The 17,250-nt window shown below is 58.3% G+C and carries 15 protein-coding genes and 1 pseudogene; 4 read left to right on the top strand and 12 right to left on the bottom strand.

Features of this window, described 5'->3' with window-relative positions; genetic code table 11:
• Positions 1-5 precede the first annotated feature (5 nt).
• The 4 genes from nodB to ACK9YZ_RS34285 form a co-directional block, all read right to left on the bottom strand.
• Positions 6-653, bottom strand: a complete 648-nt coding sequence (gene nodB, locus ACK9YZ_RS34300; protein ID WP_416068537.1) for a chitooligosaccharide deacetylase NodB — start codon at positions 651-653, stop codon at positions 6-8.
• Positions 650-1,240, bottom strand: a complete 591-nt coding sequence (locus tag ACK9YZ_RS34295; RefSeq protein ID WP_416068536.1) for a NodA family N-acyltransferase — start codon at positions 1,238-1,240, stop codon at positions 650-652. The genes nodB and ACK9YZ_RS34295 overlap by 4 nt, the downstream gene beginning before the upstream one ends.
• Before the next feature lie 332 nt (positions 1,241-1,572).
• Entirely contained in the window at positions 1,573-2,781 is a 1,209-nt protein-coding gene (locus tag ACK9YZ_RS34290) for a beta-ketoacyl-[acyl-carrier-protein] synthase family protein (RefSeq protein WP_416068535.1), read from the bottom strand.
• Positions 2,782-3,063 carry an acyl carrier protein gene (locus ACK9YZ_RS34285; RefSeq protein ID WP_416068534.1) on the bottom strand — a complete coding sequence of 94 codons (282 nt, stop codon included), beginning with the start codon at positions 3,061-3,063 and terminating at the stop codon, positions 2,782-2,784. It abuts the gene before it with no gap.
• 421 nt (positions 3,064-3,484) lie between these two features.
• Here ACK9YZ_RS34285 and ACK9YZ_RS34280 point away from each other — a divergent pair.
• Together ACK9YZ_RS34280 and ACK9YZ_RS34275 are read left to right on the top strand one after the other, a co-directional pair.
• Positions 3,485-4,480, top strand: a pseudogene (locus ACK9YZ_RS34280) (IS110 family transposase); the annotation flags it as partial.
• A 56-nt stretch (positions 4,481-4,536) separates the two neighbouring features.
• Positions 4,537-4,668: a DUF6429 family protein gene (locus tag ACK9YZ_RS34275; RefSeq protein WP_416068533.1), complete on the top strand. Its 132-nt coding sequence runs from the start codon at positions 4,537-4,539 to the stop codon at positions 4,666-4,668.
• A gap of 34 nt (positions 4,669-4,702) precedes the next feature.
• On the opposite strand, the gene ACK9YZ_RS34270 is transcribed toward ACK9YZ_RS34275, so the two are convergent.
• From ACK9YZ_RS34270 to tnpA, 4 genes are read right to left on the bottom strand one after another with little or no spacing between them, the layout of a single operon-like run.
• Positions 4,703-5,287: a plasmid pRiA4b ORF-3 family protein gene (locus ACK9YZ_RS34270; protein ID WP_416068532.1), complete on the bottom strand. Its 585-nt coding sequence runs from the start codon at positions 5,285-5,287 to the stop codon at positions 4,703-4,705.
• Between the two features lie 2 nt (positions 5,288-5,289).
• Positions 5,290-6,948, bottom strand: coding sequence for an IS66 family transposase (gene tnpC, locus ACK9YZ_RS34265; protein WP_416068531.1), 1,659 nt, complete (start codon positions 6,946-6,948; stop codon positions 5,290-5,292).
• 45 nt (positions 6,949-6,993) lie between these two features.
• Positions 6,994-7,287, bottom strand: coding sequence for an IS66 family insertion sequence element accessory protein TnpB (gene tnpB, locus ACK9YZ_RS34260; RefSeq protein ID WP_112982801.1), 294 nt, complete (start codon positions 7,285-7,287; stop codon positions 6,994-6,996).
• Between the two features lie 56 nt (positions 7,288-7,343).
• Positions 7,344-7,778, bottom strand: coding sequence for an IS66-like element accessory protein TnpA (tnpA, locus tag ACK9YZ_RS34255; protein WP_416068530.1), 435 nt, complete (start codon positions 7,776-7,778; stop codon positions 7,344-7,346).
• Positions 7,779-8,211: 433 nt separating this feature from the next.
• Here tnpA and ACK9YZ_RS34250 point away from each other — a divergent pair, with 433 nt between their 5' ends.
• Positions 8,212-9,426, top strand: a complete 1,215-nt coding sequence (locus tag ACK9YZ_RS34250; protein ID WP_416068529.1) for an IS701 family transposase — start codon at positions 8,212-8,214, stop codon at positions 9,424-9,426.
• 409 nt (positions 9,427-9,835) lie between these two features.
• Here the strand turns inward: ACK9YZ_RS34250 and ACK9YZ_RS34245 are convergent, their stop codons facing one another.
• The 4 genes from ACK9YZ_RS34245 to ACK9YZ_RS34230 all read right to left on the bottom strand — a co-directional run bounded on the left by ACK9YZ_RS34245 (position 9,836) and on the right by ACK9YZ_RS34230 (position 14,922).
• Positions 9,836-10,867 (bottom strand): IS110 family transposase, encoded by a 1,032-nt coding sequence (locus ACK9YZ_RS34245; protein WP_099086550.1) that lies wholly within the window; start codon positions 10,865-10,867, stop codon positions 9,836-9,838.
• A gap of 644 nt (positions 10,868-11,511) precedes the next feature.
• Positions 11,512-11,958: a helix-turn-helix domain-containing protein gene (locus ACK9YZ_RS34240; RefSeq protein WP_416068528.1), complete on the bottom strand. Its 447-nt coding sequence runs from the start codon at positions 11,956-11,958 to the stop codon at positions 11,512-11,514.
• Between the two features lie 398 nt (positions 11,959-12,356).
• Positions 12,357-12,893, bottom strand: coding sequence for a flavin reductase family protein (locus tag ACK9YZ_RS34235; RefSeq protein WP_416068527.1), 537 nt, complete (start codon positions 12,891-12,893; stop codon positions 12,357-12,359).
• 1,015 nt (positions 12,894-13,908) lie between these two features.
• Positions 13,909-14,922: a LysR family transcriptional regulator gene (locus ACK9YZ_RS34230; protein WP_416068526.1), complete on the bottom strand. Its 1,014-nt coding sequence runs from the start codon at positions 14,920-14,922 to the stop codon at positions 13,909-13,911.
• A gap of 1,133 nt (positions 14,923-16,055) precedes the next feature.
• On the opposite strand from ACK9YZ_RS34230, the gene ACK9YZ_RS34225 reads away from it, so the two are divergent.
• Positions 16,056-17,006, top strand: coding sequence for a LysR family transcriptional regulator (locus ACK9YZ_RS34225; protein WP_416068525.1), 951 nt, complete (start codon positions 16,056-16,058; stop codon positions 17,004-17,006).
• The last annotated feature ends 244 nt before the right edge of the window (positions 17,007-17,250 follow it).

Raw genomic sequence — 17,250 nt, 5'->3', positions numbered from 1 at the left:
GTCCGTTAATTATCCTGGGAGAGCGTTCGGATGACAAAACCACGGTCGTGCAACCCGGTAATGACACGGGAAAGCGCCATGAGCGTCTGGTCGCGCAAGCCAGAAAGCTTGTGTCCTACAAGCTCGTTAGGGGGGCACCCGTCGTGCAACAGCACGATGGCGCCTGGCTCGACTGAAGCCAGCACTGCATCAACAATGGCGTTGACACCAGGGCGCGACCAGTCCCGCGGATCTACGGACCAATGTACAGCTTGGAGCCCCATGCGCGCTGAGATGCTTAGCACGTTTTCGTTCCAGAGCCCGTATGGAGCGCGGATAAACTTGGGTTCAGCCTGAGGAGAGGCCGACTTGATGGCCTCTCTTGCTTCGGTGATCTGATATTTTATTTCCTCGATTCCGCATGTCGTCAGATCCGGATGGGTCATAGTATGGTTGCCAACCTCGTGCCCTTCGGCAACGATTCGTCGGATAAGTTCTGGTTGATCCGCGGCATAAGCACCGATGACGAAGAACGTAGCGGGTACGCGTTGCTCCGCCAGAACATCCAGGATATCAGGCGTGCAATATGGGTTTGGTCCGTCGTCGAACGTCAGATAAACGCTACGGTTGGCGCTGTTGCCCGAGACTTTGCAACTACAATCCAGCTGTTTCATAGCTCTGGGCCATTACGATCAATTAGCGTGCCGGAAGGCCACTCGTTCATTGAGCGCGCTATGGGAAACACGACAGCGAGGGGGTCCTCAATTCGCGTGGCTGGCAGATCGAGGTAGACCTCTGGGAGAGTGGAGCGGACGCGGACCCCTGGGAGGATGGTCGCAATACCGCCGCGGCACAGTCTCTCAACGTGCTTGTACAGCGCGTGCCGAACCGTGCCGAACGCGAATGGGACGCCGAGCCGCTGCAACTCCGGATACAGCGTAAACATTGAATGACTAAGCCCAAGTCCTTCAAGATCGGCACGCACTCCCCACAACCCCAGTTCCCCCACCAGGAGATCCACCTCCCCGACCTTGATGAAACGCCGCAACATGCCCATGTGGGCGGCAACGCCATGCGAGTCGTAAGCAATCACGCGCATTTCAGGCCGCGCTCCGGCCCAACTCCGGCCACCTTCGAAGGGCATTGCATTGAACGCGCCTGTCGGCCCGTAGGTATTACGAAAGAATGCAGAAAGTTCTGCGTGATCATCGACCTGCAGCTCATTTTCCCAACAAAGTTTCCATTGCACGTCAGCAGGCATTTTTGTCTCTCTATGCTTCTGGCAAAACTTGCGGTTATCCGCACGCGTCTAGTATGCAGCATATGAATAACCAGTGGTATTAGTTCTATGCAGTAATGGCTGCAATCAGTGAAATTGATTGTTTGGATGAAACTCATCCATCCCGTGGATGGAGCATATGTGCAGAACCTGTTTGGCCCGCGATCGGTTTCTTCTCCACTTGCAGCTCCTGCGTGCTTTGGTTAATCAAGCATCAAACTTTTTCCGAACGCAGATGGTCCAGTTGGAGCTGCGCATGGATGTCTTGCTACTCTAGCTTCGGTAAAGCCGAGATGGTAAACTCGCGGTCGTTGCTATACTTCCCTGAACGCTAGAACTGCGTTCAGGCCCCCCATGGCAAAGGCGTTGCTTAGCGCTATTCGAATCTTCCTTTCACGCGCAACATTTGGCGTGACGTCGAGATCGCAATTGGGGTCGCGTTCATTGTAATTTGCCGTGGGCGGAACGATCCCTTCGCGGATCGCCATCACACACGCAATCATTTCGAGGGCGCTCGCCGCACCCAGGCAATGTGCGTGCATGGACTTGGTAGACGAGATCGCCATTGAATATGCGCGCTTACTGAAGACGTGCTTGATCGCTGCCGTCTCGACTTCGTCATTCGCTTTGGTGCCAGTGCCGTGCGCATTAAGATAATCGACGTCGTCAACATTCAACCTCGCATCTTTGAGACAGGCGCGCATCGCTGCTTCGGGTCCCTCAGCCGCCGGCGCCACAATGTCGAAGGCATCCGCCGAAACGCCGATACCGGCGATCTCAGCGAGGATAGATGCGCCACGTCGTGAAGCGTGCTCATAGCTTTCCAAGACGGCCATGCCTGCACCCTCTCCAAGCACCACTCCCTTGCGGTCCGCGGAGAAGGGGCGACAAGTGTCCGGGGCAAGTATGCGCAGAGCCTCCCATGATTTCAGCACGCCCCACACAAGCGGCGCATCGCTGCCGCCGGCGAGCATGATGTCGGCCCGTCCAAGCCTGATCTGATCCGCCGCCAAAGCAATCGCGTGATTAGCCGAAGCGCAGGCAGACGTTGCGCCAAAAACTGGTCCGCGCAGACCGAATTGCATGCTGACCTGGCCGGCAGCTGCGCAAGGCATCACCTTTGGCGCCGTAAGAACTTCAGCCCGCTTCGCGCCACTCAGAAGGAGTGCGCGGTAATTCTCCTCAATCGCCTCCCAGCCGCAGACACCGACGCCAACGGCGGCACCAAAGCGGTGCGGATTTCCTTCTTCACCGGAGAGCCCGGCCTGTTGCATTGCTTCTCGCGCGGCAAGCACGGCAAGAAGACTGAAGCGGTCCATGGTCGCGAGCTGCCTTCGACTGATGTCGTGCTTCGGCAACGTCTTGATCTCAGAGCCAACGACACCCGCCAGCTCACGGAGCTGAGGATTGGCCATCGGCCCGATGGCGGAGACGCCTTTACACATGCTACGCCAGATAGAGGCGGCATCCGTACCGAGCCCGCACAACCCACCAACTCCGGTGATAACGACGCGCCCATCCATTCAAGCCTCCTTGGCAAGCAAGCTTCGGACAGCCACGACCACATCGCCGACCGTCTGTAGGTTCGACCAAGCATCCGCCGTATTCATCTCGATCTTGATGTTGTAGGCTTGCTCAAGGTCCCAGAGGATATCAGCGAACGCAAGAGAATCGAGGCCGAGCGAGGTCAACTCGGTTGCCATAGTCAATTCGGCGCTCGGAGTGGCGGTTGTCGACTCATCTCGCTCCGCTAGCGCGCGATTGTTGATTGTGGCAATAACCTCCCTAGCAAGTTGATCAGACATACTGTTCCTTTCATCATAAGTTTCAATTTAGACGCCGCCTGATCCTGAACTCGTTGCTGAATTGAACCCAGCAAGCTCGTGCCGTCGATCAAGCCGATTGTGAATGGAAATCGGATGTGAGCCGGCCGGATCTTGGCTGAGCATCGAGACCATCGAGGGTTGCCATTGCCCTGAGCATCAGTTGCTTTTGCTATGCAGCATTGATGGGGATAAGAAAAATCTATTGTTTCGATTGCAGCCATCCATACCCTGGATGGAAGGATCTCTTTGTTGAGGCGGATGGAGCGGATGCGCGCCTAGACTAGATGCCGTAATGGGCCGGCGTCTCATGAGTAGCCAGTTGGGTGGCTGTCCCTCAGAATGATGATGTTTGGAAACGAGGTCCGAGCGATCGGCCTCAAGCATCATGAGAGGAACAGCCATGGAATATTATGCAGGAATCGACGTCTCGCTGAAAGAGAGCAGCGTGTGCGTGGTCGACGCGACGGGCAAGTTGGTTCGCGAGGTCAAGGTAGGCAGCGAGCCTGAATGCCTGGTCGGGTATTTTGATCAACTGGACTTTCCGGTAGAGCGCATCGGCCTTGAAGCGGGGCCGTTGTCCCAATGGCTACACGCGGCTCTCGTTGCTGCGGGTCATGAGGTGGTTTTGCTGGAAACGCGGCATGTGAAGGCGGCGCTTTCGGCGATGACGGTGAAGACCGACCGCAAGGATGCACGGGGGATCGCGCAACTGCTCCGCATGGGGTGGTATCGTCCGGTCCACGCCAAATCGTCGCCGGCCCAGGACACTCGGGCTCTCCTGGTTGGCCGCAAGCTTCTGCAATCCAAGCTGCTCGACGTCGAGCTCAGCATCCGGGGTATCCTGCGTGGCTATGGATTAAAGGTCGGCGAAGTCAGCCGAGGGCGTTTCGAGGCGCGCATCCGCGAACTGATTGCAGGGCATGCGATATTGTCGATGGTGATTGACGCGATGCTGACGGCGCGAGCAGCGCTGTGGAGCGAATTTACGAAGCTGCACCGCGAGATGCTCAGGATCGCCCGCGCCGACAGAGTTTGCCAACGGCTGATGAGTGCGCCGGGTGTCGGTGCCTTGGTTGCGCTGACCTACCGCTCCGCGGTCGATGATCCAGCCCGGTTCGAAAAGTCCAGCACAGTGGGTGCCTACTTCGGGCTGACGCCGAAGAAATATCAATCCGGCGAAACTGATCGCGATGGCGGTGTCAGCAAGGTCGGCGACGCGATGGTGCGAACCGCATTGTTCGAGTCTGCGCACATAATGCTGACGCGGGCGACGCGCTTTTCCAGTCTAAAGCGCTGGGCGCTCGATGTGGCCAGGCGTCGCGGGATGAAGCGCGCGAAGGTTGCCCTCGCACGCAAACTGGGTGTCGTACTTCACCGCATGTGGATGGATGCGACGTATCCATCCGAGGTGGGCCGCGGGACTTGGGGTCTCGCGCGTGGTAGCATAGCAGAATGGAGATCGACGAGGACAAAATCGATGACGCGGTCCTGTGTGATCCGTTGAACAAGTCGAAGTCGCTGGTCCTGACGGACGAAGGTCTACGGCGTTCGGAAGAACTATTCCGCCGGTTGTTTACACGGTAAAATCCAGTTTCGGCTTTCACCCACAGCCCGGTGTTCAGGTTTTGCGTCGCGCTTTTCGGACCCATTTTGCGGCGAGGTCATCGACGGCTTTGTTGAGCTGCGAGAAGTTGGCGCTGTTGGGATTGTAATCGCTGCTGCCCCACCATTCTAGGATTTCGGCATGTCGCTCGTGCGCCGGGTCTGCAAGCGCCTCGCGGAACTCCTGATAACCCCATGGACCACCAACGTCTTCAGGCGGGCAGTGTCCCGTTGCTTCGAGGAGCATCGGTCCTTCCGTGCCGACTGCAGGAAAGGTGCGCTCGATCTTGATGCTGTGTTCCCAACCGTCGCCAAAGTCGTAAAGGTATTTGAACGATTTCGCACCGGTGTCCTGGACTGCCGACAGCAGCGAGACCCTGCGGGCATCGATCGGACCATCCCCCCATTCCTCGTCTGGCAAACCAAAGCCGACGTCACGCATGCGGAATTCGTAAAGGTGGCTGTTGGTCCAGCCCATCGCCGCCTGCAATACCTCGTGCAGCCGACTGAGCCTGATGGTGAACGGTACGACAACGCGCCGCATCACTATCGGCTCGACATGATCGAGGGTGACCTTCAGGCGGACGGCAGAAGCCACCATCGTCAGGCCGCCAGCATTACGGTTGCCGGCGATGCACGTTTCCACTCCCAGGGCAGCAGTTCGTGCAGGCGCGTCACAGGATGGTCGGCGATGCGAGCCAGGACATCGGCAAGCCACGCCTTTGGGTCGACATCGTTGAGGCGGCAGGTGGTGATGACGGTCAGCATGACAGCGGCACGATCGGCCCCACGCTGGGAACCGGCGAAGGTCCAGTTCCGTCTTCCCAATGCGACACTTCTCAGCGCCCGCTCGGCTGCGTTGTTCGTGAGACAAACTCTACCGTCTTCGAGGAAGAGGGCAAAGCCCTCCCAGCGCTTGAGCATGTAATCGATCGGCTCGATGACCTCGGACGATCTGCTGAGCGTGGCGCGTTCCTTCGTCAACCACTCGTGCATGTCATCGAACAGCGGCTTGCTTCTCTCCTGCCGCGCAGCCAGTCGTTCTTCGGCACTCAATCCGTTGATCTGCCGCTCGATCCCGAACAATTCGTCGTAGCGCTTGACGGCCTCAAGCGCGATCGGCGAGATCGGCTTGCCCTTGCGTTTGCGATCCCGCGCATTCTTCTGGATATCGGCCAGCTCAAAGAATTTACGCCGCGCATGCGCATGGCAAAAGGCGAAGGTGATCGGCACCTCTTTCGTTGCGGCAACAGCGATCGGCTCGAAGCCATTGTAGCAATCGCTCTGTAGAATGCCGCCGTATCTGGCCAGGTGCTTCTGCGGATGTTCGCCGCGCCGGTCACTCGACGCATAATAGATTGCGGCTGGCGGCGCTGTTCCCCCGAATGGCCGGTCATCGCATACGTAAGTCCATATGCGTCCGGTCGTGCATTTGTCCCTGGCCTGAATGGGAATGGTGGTGTCATCACCGTGAAGACGCTCGGCCGCAAAGACATGCGCCTCGATCAGATCGAAGACAGGCATGAGAGCGGCTGTTGCGTACCCGACCTGGTCGGCCAGCGTCGAGGTCGAAAGATCGATCCCCTCGCATTTGAACCGGGCACTCTGCCGGTTGAGCGGGCTGTGCATGCCGAACTTGTCGAACAGGATCGTCGCCAACAGATGAGGACCGATGAAGCCGCGCGGCGTGGCATGGAACGGTGCCGGCGTCTGACTGATCGCCTCACAGTCACGGCACGTGAACTTTTCCCGCACCGTCTCGATCACCTTGAACCGGCGCGGAATCTCTTCCAGCGTCTCGGTGACGTCCTCGCCCAGCTTCGACAAGCGTGAACCACCACAGCAGGCGCAAGTCGTCGGCGGCTCGATGACGATACGTTCGCGCTCGATATCGTCCGGCCATGGCTTGCGCACCGGTCGTTTGCGCGTGAACGAACGTACGCTCGAGGTTCTGGCGCTTGCTGCCTGTGCCGCGACCTCGTCCTCCGTCGCCGCCGTCACGAGTTCCTCGAGCTGCAGTTCCAACTGGTCGAGCAGGCGCGCCGTGCGTTCAGAGCGCTGGCCTCGCAACTCGCGCCTGAGCTTCTCGATCTTCAATTCCAGAGCAACGATCAGCGCCTCGTTGTCAGAGAGCATCGCCTGCGCATTGGCCGCTTCCGCAACTGCGATAGCGTGTTTAGCCTGCAAGGCTTCATGCTCGCCAAGCAGCGCCAGGTAAGCGCCAACAACATCCACAGGAAGATCGACAGGCTTTGAGATCATGAAGCCATTCGATCAGATTTCCCCTGTATTTTCAATTGAATAATGCTAGCCGACCTTCGTCGGCCGCCAGGTTTCTTGAGGGTGCCTCCAGTCGATCCCGGACAGAAGATAACTCAGCTGCGCGGGTGATATCGCGATCGCGCCGCCTTCCGCAGACGGCCAGACGAACCGGCCGCGGTCCAACTTTTTTGTAAAAAGGCAGCTCCCCTGGCCGTCACTCCAGATCACTTTTATCAGCGATCCGCTACGACCGCGGAATACAAAAAGATTGCCGTCCAGAGGGTTCAGTTTCAGCACCTCCTGCACCCGCAACGCAAGCGATGGAAACCCACACCGCATGTCGGTATGGCCCGTTGCAATCCACACCCGCACATTTTGACCGGAAGGAAGCGTGATCACCGCAACGTCTCCAGACCCCGCATGATCCGCAGCAGCGCCTCAACGTCGACGCTGCCGTCCACGACCACACGACGGCCGTTCGCCGCGACAATCTCCATGCGGCCGGAAGGAGGCGCTACCGGATGCTCCATCGCAGCAGGTGGAGTGACCTGCTTCACCGGCACAAAAGTTTCCGGCATGACGAACGCCGGCACAAAACCATCGGTTTGTTTCTGGCTGTGCAAACCCTGGCGAACCGATTTGCGCCAACGGTTTAACAGCGAGCGGCTGATGCCGTACTGACGGGCCGTGGCCGACGCCCGGCCTCTCCCCGCAAAGCTTTCTGCGACAATCCGCAGCTTCTCATCCTCAGTAAATCGACGCCGCCGTCCGGTGTTGATCACCTCAAGACGGCTCACCCGAGACCCGCTGTCCCCTTCAAAAATCTCCATCTGCCCAACTGTCCTTATGCCTGGGAATAAGGACAGGGTCTGAACAGTTTTATCCAATATTCAAAGGCGGTCTCGCTCGGACGGATACGATGCGACGGACTTTCGCTGGAGCGCAAACCCTATGGCGGCATGAAGAGAGCTACGTGATTGACGCGGGCAAGTGCAAGGCTTGCGTCTGATGAGGTCCCGTCGCTGGGACGCAGGCTTGGCAAGGTCGTGTGTAGTGCTGTGACCGCTTCGGCGAAGCACGCTTTCTAGATTGACCTGTCGGCTTGTTGATCTGATGGCATAGTGTGGCGGTCTTCGTGCTGACCACGGACAGAAGCATGGCCTCAGCGACGAGATAATCATTCAGAGGGACTTGACGAACAAAGGCCCATTACAGAAGCATTACAGTTGCATTTATTTGCATTGCCTGAATCTATAGGTCTCCATGATTCGGAGGTCATGGATGATTGGTGCATCGATAGAGACGACGCTGGAGCTTTGGGCATCCTCGCTGCGCGAGGTGAAGGGTCGTATGAGCGGATTGTTTACGCAGGAGCGCGTTGCCGCATCGGCAAACCTTTTTCTGGACGGCTTGCTGGGTGACGAGCGGCGCAAGACGGGATGGATGCGCGCGGAAGCGGCTGGCGATCCCGGCCCGTGGCGGCAACAGGCGATTTTGGGCCGGGGACACTGGGATGCGGATGCTTTGCGCGACATCGTTCGTGGCTATGTCCTTGAGACACTGGCTGATCCTGATGCAGTCCTGGTGATCGACGAGACTGGTTTTCTCAAGCAAGGCAAGGCGTCCTGCGGGGTCGGTCGGCAATATACAGGTTCGGCGGGCAAGATCACCAATTGCCAGATCGGCGTGTTCGCATCGTATGTCTCCCTGCATGGTCATGCCTTCATCGACCGGGCACTCTATCTGCCGAAAGCCTGGACGGATGACCGGGAACGTATGGCCAGGACCCATGTGCCGGACAATATCGGCTTTCTGACCAAGCCGGCATTGGCGCTCACGATGATCGAGCGGGCGATCGCTTCGGATGCGCCGTTTTCCTGGGTGGCTGCCGATAGTGTTTATGGCGTGGGCGACATCGAAATGGCACTCAAGCGAGCCGCCAAGGGCTATGTGCTGGGCGTGAACGCCAACCATCCCTTCCGCTCCTGGGGTAAGCCGCTTGCTGTGGCCGGCACGGCGAAGGACATCGCTGAAGCCCTGCCTGAGAATTTCTGGCGACGCCTGTCGGCAGGCGATGGCACAAAAGGCGCACGGTTGCATGATTGGGCATATCTCGAACTGGCCGATCTCGACGCCGATGTTTTCGACGCGGCATTCCCCGGTATCTGGACACGCGGACTGCTGATCCGCCGCAGCATCGCCGATGGCGATCTTGCTTTCTTCTCCACATGGTGCCCGGTTGGCACGTCCATGGAAAAGCTGGTGACGGTGGAAGGCCATCGTTGGGCGATCGAAGACAGCTTCGAGACTGCCAAAAACGAGCTTGGTCTCGATCACAATGAGACCCGATCATGGCATGGCTGGCATCGCCACGTCTCCCTCGTCATGCTCGCATTCGCCATGCTGGCAGTGATCCGGTACCGCGCCAACGACGCGACACCCCAAAAAAGACCGAGGATGCCGACCATCAAGATCTGATCCGCTGGTCCGTCCAGGAAATCCGGCGCATTGCCACCAGGCTTGCCAAGCGTCGCATAAAGCCAGCCTACATCATCGCATGGTCATGCTGGAGGCGAGCCCATCAGGCCGCCGCTCGACGAGCTCATCTGAAAACTAAAATGCAACTGTAATGCTTCTGTAATGGGCCTTTGTTCGTCAAGTCCCTCTGAATGATTATCTCGTCGCTGAGGCCATGCTTCTGTCCGTGGTCAGCACGAAGACCGCCACACTATGCCATCAGATCAACAAGCCGACAGGTCAATCTAGAAAGCGTGCTTCGCCGAAGCGGTCACAGCACTACACACGACCTTGCCAAGCCTGCGTCCCAGCGACGGGACCTCATCAGACGCAAGCCTTGCACTTGCCCGCGTCAATCACGTAGCTCTCTTCATGCCGCCATAGGGTTTGCGCTCCAGCGAAAGTCCGTCGCATCCATCCACATGCGGTGAAGTACGACACCCAGTTTGCGTGCGAGGGCAACCTTCGCGCGCTTCATCCCGCGACGCCTGGCCACATCGAGCGCCCAGCGCTTTAGACTGGAAAAGCGCGTCGCCCGCGTCAGCATTATGTGCGCAGACTCGAACAATGCGGTTCGCACCATCGCGTCGCCGACCTTGCTGACACCGCCATCGCGATCAGTTTCGCCGGATTGATATTTCTTCGGCGTCAGCCCGAAGTAGGCACCCACTGTGCTGGACTTTTCGAACCGGGCTGGATCATCGACCGCGGAGCGGTAGGTCAGCGCAACCAAGGCACCGACACCCGGCGCACTCATCAGCCGTTGGCAAACTCTGTCGGCGCGGGCGATCCTGAGCATCTCGCGGTGCAGCTTCGTAAATTCGCTCCACAGCGCTGCTCGCGCCGTCAGCATCGCGTCAATCACCATCGACAATATCGCATGCCCTGCAATCAGTTCGCGGATGCGCGCCTCGAAACGCCCTCGGCTGACTTCGCCGACCTTTAATCCATAGCCACGCAGGATACCCCGGATGCTGAGCTCGACGTCGAGCAGCTTGGATTGCAGAAGCTTGCGGCCAACCAGGAGAGCCCGAGTGTCCTGGGCCGGCGACGATTTGGCGTGGACCGGACGATACCACCCCATGCGGAGCAGTTGCGCGATCCCCCGTGCATCCTTGCGGTCGGTCTTCACCGTCATCGCCGAAAGCGCCGCCTTCACATGCCGCGTTTCCAGCAAAACCACCTCATGACCCGCAGCAACGAGAGCCGCGTGTAGCCATTGGGACAACGGCCCCGCTTCAAGGCCGATGCGCTCTACCGGAAAGTCCAGTTGATCAAAATACCCGACCAGGCATTCAGGCTCGCTGCCTACCTTGACCTCGCGAACCAACTTGCCCGTCGCGTCGACCACGCACACGCTGCTCTCTTTCAGCGAGACGTCGATTCCTGCATAATATTCCATGGCTGTTCCTCTCATGATGCTTGAGGCCGATCGCTCGGACCTCGTTTCCAAACATCATCATTCTGAGGGACAGCCACCCAACTGGCTACTCATGAGACGCCGGCCCATTACGGCATCTAGAGCTGGGGCGCCAGGTTCGAGACCCCAGCCGCAGGAAATCCGGGCCGAAACCGGAAAGCTAGGGCGGCGCGCCGGGCAGACGGTGGCGAAGGTGTAGGCATTTGTAGCCGGTCCCGCGGCCGCGCGAACAGGCTCCACGTGGGGCTAGACCCGTATCAATGTTCCTTATTGGCCGATTTGCCTCATGTTTTTGAATGAGGTCGCCTCCTCTCGGGCGACTACGCTTCGTCATCCAAAAAGAAGGAGCCACCGCATGCAAATCAGGCAGATCGGGGCCGACATCGTTTTTCGTCAATAATTCACCAGATCACGGCTGATCACGTTCTTCGAACAAAATGGCCAAAAGCGTTTCGTCGCCTTCCAGGCTTGTTCCGGCGCATGTTGGCTGGCATTCCAGCGGCTCCCATTGTGGCTTGGGCAATTTCGCCCAAATAAGCCGGATTCGCTGAAGCAGGATCTGACGGGACTGTCGTTTCTTCTTGCAAAGCGGAGGCGAACCATACACTCGAACCAATTCGATCATTTTACCCTTGGCGAGGCCACCGGCGATTTCTGCCACTGCGGCGGGGAAGTCTTTTTGCATCCCCCTGGGTCCCTTCCCCTGGCTTCGGGTGACGGGGACGCGGCGTCAGCCGCACGAACGCGAGTTCGGCCAGTTGCGCGGCCACAGTGCGCTCCTGCATGACAGCCCCGAGCATCTCCTCGATCCGTCGCTTCAGGTCTTTGCGCCGCCAGCGCATTACGCCGTAGCGCTCGGGATCGGGGTCTTGTTCCACCAGCGCCACCAACGCGGCCTTCTGCGCCGGCGTCAGCCATGGCGGGCGCCCCGGTGACCTACGGTTGGAAAGCCCGCTCAGCCCGTCCGCATTGTAGCGATGGACCCAGTCGCGCGGCGTCTGGCGATCCATGCCACAGGTCTCGGCCGCCGTCTTATGGTCGACGCCCTCCAAGACCAGAGCAGTCGCCAGCATCCGACGCGCCCCAGGGCATCCCGCATCTTCGCTGCAGCAGCCCGAACTTGCGCCGCCGTCAGGTCCATCCCTGTGACTGCAATCCCTGCCATCCAAACCTCCTTCAGCTCGGGTCGTTGCTATCATTCCATGTTGGCGCAGATTTTCCACGGCAGCGCCGATCTGCTGCTCAGTCCTAGAGCCGGTTGACCTGTGTTGAACAAAGGATCGAAGCAATGGTCGCGCTGGCTTCTCCCAAGGCTTCCGCCATCTCCATCGTGCATGTGCAGGGGGCAATCTCGGCGGCTATGGTACGCTTTTCGTGAATGCAAAGCGGATGCGTAGGAACTCCATAAGGGCAAGGACTTCGCGGCCCGATTAGGCCCAAAGCTTCAACACGGTGAGCTTCGCCTCTCTCATTACTCGGCTAGTGGAAAATAGCGGCCGCCACGATAAACCAATGAGCCGCCGTTGCCGATGCAAATGCCGACGACGCGGCCGAGCACAATTACATGGCTGTATCGTTCTATGGCTTCCTCAACCTTGCAGTCCACGGCCGCCACGGCATCCTTAAGGACAGGCGCGCCGCTGATCAATTGCGTCCACTCAGCACCGCGATAGCGTTCCGCGCCTTTCAGCCCGCCTCGACCGGCGAACTGGTTCGCCAGTATCTCGTGGGCGTGGCCCAGGATGTTGACGCAAAAATGCTCGAACCGCGCGACGGCAGGCCACGTCGACGAGGAACGATTGAGGGAAACGAGCATGCATGGTGGCTCGATCGAGAGGGCAGTCGCGGAAGTAACAGTTGCTCCTGTACGCTCTTCACCCTCCCCTGCGGTGATGATGCTAACGCCACCGCCCATCCTGCGCAAAGCACATTTCAGGGCGTCGGAGTTCACCGGGTCTGCGCCATTGCGGATCACTATGTCGGTGTGCACGTGCAACTGGTCCGGCATGGGATTACTCCTTTGTTTAGGAAGCAATCTTCCTCGAGCCGCCTCACCCAACGGGGTAAACGAAACAGCGTGCCCATTGCTGCGATCTATGGTGCTGTCGCAGGATTATGCAGCATGCGGCGAGATGCGAGAAATCGCTTGTTTGCATGGCAACCATCGGTGCCGTGAATGCGCCAAGGCATGCATCAGGTTCGCGTAATCATAGCAGAGCTTGATCGCCCTTGCCGAACAGGCCTTCGCGAAGTCCGGATTTGTGCCAGGTTCGATGTCGCGAGGCCAGCGACAAGCATTTCAATTGCACAAAAGCGTCGGCTTACCCATCGGGCTTATGGAGCGTCGACCTTGAGCTCCGTAGAAACGTCTGGTGTGAGGGCGCTAGAAAAGCGCGACCAGCCTGCGCGAGTTGAGGCGTGCGATGGATGGGCACACCTTGGTGAGAGCTAATAGCGAGGCAGTCGCTATTAGCTCCGGGTGCTTCAGTCGCTTAAGATATTCAGTCTCAGACCCGGTGCGTTCGGGCAGCGCGAGCGCAGGATTTGAGCCACTTTGATGGCAAAGCCGTTTGCCACAGGCCCTTCCCTCACAGCTCTTGACCACGGTGGCATACTCGTTACTCTGATCGAGATAACCTAGGTGCAATGTCCGGCCGCCACATTTGTTCCCGCGATCAAATGTGAGCCTTTGCAGAAGCCTTATATCCAGCATCGCTGGTGTGCCTGGGCCCGATAGCGCCGCCGCGAGAAGGGGCTCGCGCGCGCACCGGCAGTGCCTGTGCGGCGTGGCACTATTCAGCTCGCTTGGCGCTTTCTCCAGTTCCAGAAGGACGGCGCCGTGCCCGCTGATTCGACGAAAGCGTGCCTACGACCGCAAAACCACTGGAAGAAATGATCGCGGCGCTTGCCTGCACGTTGCCGATTGCACTCTGGCCTCTTGCCACTGCAGGCGAGGTGCCCGAGGGCATTGTCCTGCGGCCGGCTTCCTGAGAGACGCGCCCGGTCCAAAAGCCCAAAGCCTATCATTCAGTCTCCTCACCCCTTGATTTGTCGTTTGGTGCGTTCCGGTCAGGTCGCGCTGCCGCGGCGATTTCGTGGCGGAGCCACTGATGTTCCGGGTCACGATGGGAACGCTCGTGCCAGATCAACGCAACCTCATATGGCGTCAGGTCCACGGGAGGATGGAGAACCGCGAGCGGCAGCATGGTAGCGATCTGGGTAGCGATGCGATGCGGCATGACGAGGACAAGATCGGTCGCCGCAATCACAACTGCCGCCGTCAGCACATTGGAGACCGCGATCGGATACCGGCCCAATATCCCCAGCTTGGAAAGTTCGTCATAGACCTGACCGAAGCGGTCGTTGGCGTCTGACAAAATGGAGGCGTGACGCAACTCAGCGAAGGCACTTATGCTCCACTCTCGCTCTAGCACTGGGTGGTCGTGGCGTAGCAGACAGGTGAGGCGGTCCGCGTAAAGCTTACGCCGCAAGAAGCCCGGCGGTGCGGCACTGATCTGCCCAACAGCTAAATCAATCTCACCTTGCTCAAGCCGCCGCAGCGCACAGTCCAACAGCGGATTGGTGACGATGTCGAGATGAGGTGCACGCTCCTGCAGACGGGGCAATAGACGCGGAAGCAAGATGAGCGCTTGATGGTCGGGAATCGCGATAGTTGCCTTCCAGCGCATGTCTCTGGGGGTTAAGCTACGATTCACCATTTCGCGGATCGCGTTCAATACAGACGGCAGCATATTGCCCAGGCGTTCGGCCCGCGGCGTCGGCACCAAACCGCGCGAGCCGCGAACCAACAGATCGTCATTGAACATGCCACGCAGTCTTGATAGTGCCCGGCTCATTGCCGGTTGACTTCGGCCGATGTGTTGGGCCGCATGTGTTATATTCCGGTACTGCAATAGCGCTTCGAGCTCCACCAGCAGGTTCAGGTCGATTGATGTCAAGCTCGGCATCTGTCGTTGCTGTGCGGCGTCACCGTCAACGATGAACGAATGTGACCTCTTCCAAACGGAGTGATCCATAATTTTCTCTCCTCGGACAATGATGTTCTCACCCCACACCCTTGGCCGTTTGCGAGGGATTAAGAAAATCCTTCCTCCGCCTTTCACGATAGCGAACGGCGGGTCGGTTGGAAGCACTTAGGCTATGACGATGCGTTCAAGGGTCCGGCGCGGTATAGACATTTGCAGGCATTCCCTAACTTGAGTTTAGCTCAACGCGCCAAAACAGCATGCCCGACATATGCCGAAATTATATTCGTTTCCTGAACTCAGTTTATTGGATGCCCGAACTGCCAATTATGATCCCTTTGCAACAATGCCTCTCGGCGTGATTCCACTTTGCCTGCGATAGTGCACACGCCTTTCTAGTCGAATTCCCCGAGAGTGCAAAAATCGAGTTTCGCATGGCTGTCATCCACGCCATGGATACATTCGTTTTCATGCTTCTTGGTCAATGTGCTCGTACTAACTGGAGGCCCTCACCTCCGACGCTCAGGACCTGTGTCGCGCCAGCGGCCCTGTCCGGCCGCGTTGATGAGCCCTACGCCAGCGCTGTTTCGCTAACGCTTCTTCGCAAGGAGTTCCTCAATCATGTCCGCAGCGCATGTTGGGATTTGAAGTTTGCATGGCAAGGAAACGTCAGAAAGCACTAGGATGTCCTTACTATTCATTTATCGGAGAGAGATCCCATTGATGTGTCCACGACATTGCAGCCCGGAGCCAGGCCCAACAAAGATGATGCGGTTTAGCAGTGGGCGGTGGGACGCACAAATGGGGGCTGCGTGCTCTGCCGGCGAGCTGACGCACCAAGGCGGCCATACGCTAGACCAAGGCTGCACGACACCAAAAGCTATTCTGAATCTTGACGCGCGGGTGCCTATTCAGCCACGCACTTCATGGCAATTGCATCGCCGCTAAAATGATCATGACGATTAGCTGCGGTCAAATTGACTCGGCCACGTTGTGGTCGAGCGCCCATTCGCATGAGGGTGTCTAAGACACGCCAGGTTGAGTTCTACTGAGCGCCTGATCCCTGTTTCGCGGTTTCATAGAGACCCGTGACTTGCCCTGAGCGCCGTTACCCCGACGGCGTCATTTGGCAATAAGAGTTACTGTTTGGATGTCAATGACCCGCACTGTGGACACGTCAAAGCATGCGTTTTAAGGGCCTCGATCTCAATCTTCTAGTTGCGTTCGATGCTCTGATGTCACAACAAAGCGTCACCGCAGCTGCACGTAGCATTAACCTCAGTCAGCCGGCCATGAGTTCTGCTCTCGCCCGGCTACGCACCTATTTCGGTGATGAGCTGTTTACAATGCAGGGCCGCAAATTCCTCCCAACTCCGCGTGCCAAAGCCCTTGCCCCCGCAGTCCGCGATGTTCTGCTTCATATTCAGTTTTCCATCATTTCATGCGACGTGTTCAATCCTGCCATGTCCGAGCGACGTTTCAGAATTATTGTGTCCGATTTCGTGACACTTGTCTTCTTCGAAAAGGTTGTAGAGCGTGTGGCGCGGGAGGCTCCAGCCGTCGGCTTTGAATTGCTGGCTCCCGCCGATGAACCCAATGAGCTACTCCGGCGCGGTGAAATCGATTTCCTAATCCTTCCTGAGCAGTTCATGTCGAACGCGCATCCCCAAGCGAGACTGTTTGAGGAGACACTCGTCTGCGTGGGCTGCGCCATGAACAAACAACTTTCACAGCAGCTTTCCCCTGAGAAATACCTGTCGATGGGGCATGTTGTAGCCAAGTTCGGGCCTGCGCTGAAGCCCTCCATCGAAGAATGGTTACTGGTCGAGCACGGTCTAAAGAGGCGCATTGAGGTCGTCGCGCCCGGCTTCAGCTTGATCCCGCCGCTGCTGTCAGGGACCGAGCGTATAGCGACCATACCCTTGCGGCTCGCCTGTCATTTCGCAAAGTTAATTCCCTTGCGGATCGTCGAGCTCCCGCTGGCACTTCCAGCATTTACCATGGCCGTCCAGTGGCCCGCCCGTCGCAACAGGGATCAGGCAAGCATTTGGATGCAAGAGATTTTGCTACAGGAGGCCGGTCGCATGGCTGCCCTGACTAACGCCAGCGGACGTCCTGGGCCCAGCGGCGTTTGAGAAATGCATTTCACAGACTTTGACAGTTCTCATGGTGTGCTAGGTGTCGCCGCTGCACGAGGCCCTTCTCGCCCTTGCACTTAATGTAGCCATCCATTACGTGGTCTGCTCGTCGACTTGGCTCCTTCTAGCAGGTCTGGCTGGTCCTCGCCTTGCCATTCGAAGAAGAGCTGGCCGAGCTCGGCGCGCGCCGCCGCCGGCGGCACTACCCCAAGAGGGGCCGCCACCGAGAGCCAATCGATCT

This window comes from Rhizobium sp. ZK1, assembly GCF_047782645.1.
Classification (GTDB): domain Bacteria; phylum Pseudomonadota; class Alphaproteobacteria; order Rhizobiales; family Rhizobiaceae; genus Rhizobium.
Note: the sequence above shows the minus strand (reverse complement) of the source record. Positions and strands in the feature narration are given on the sequence as shown.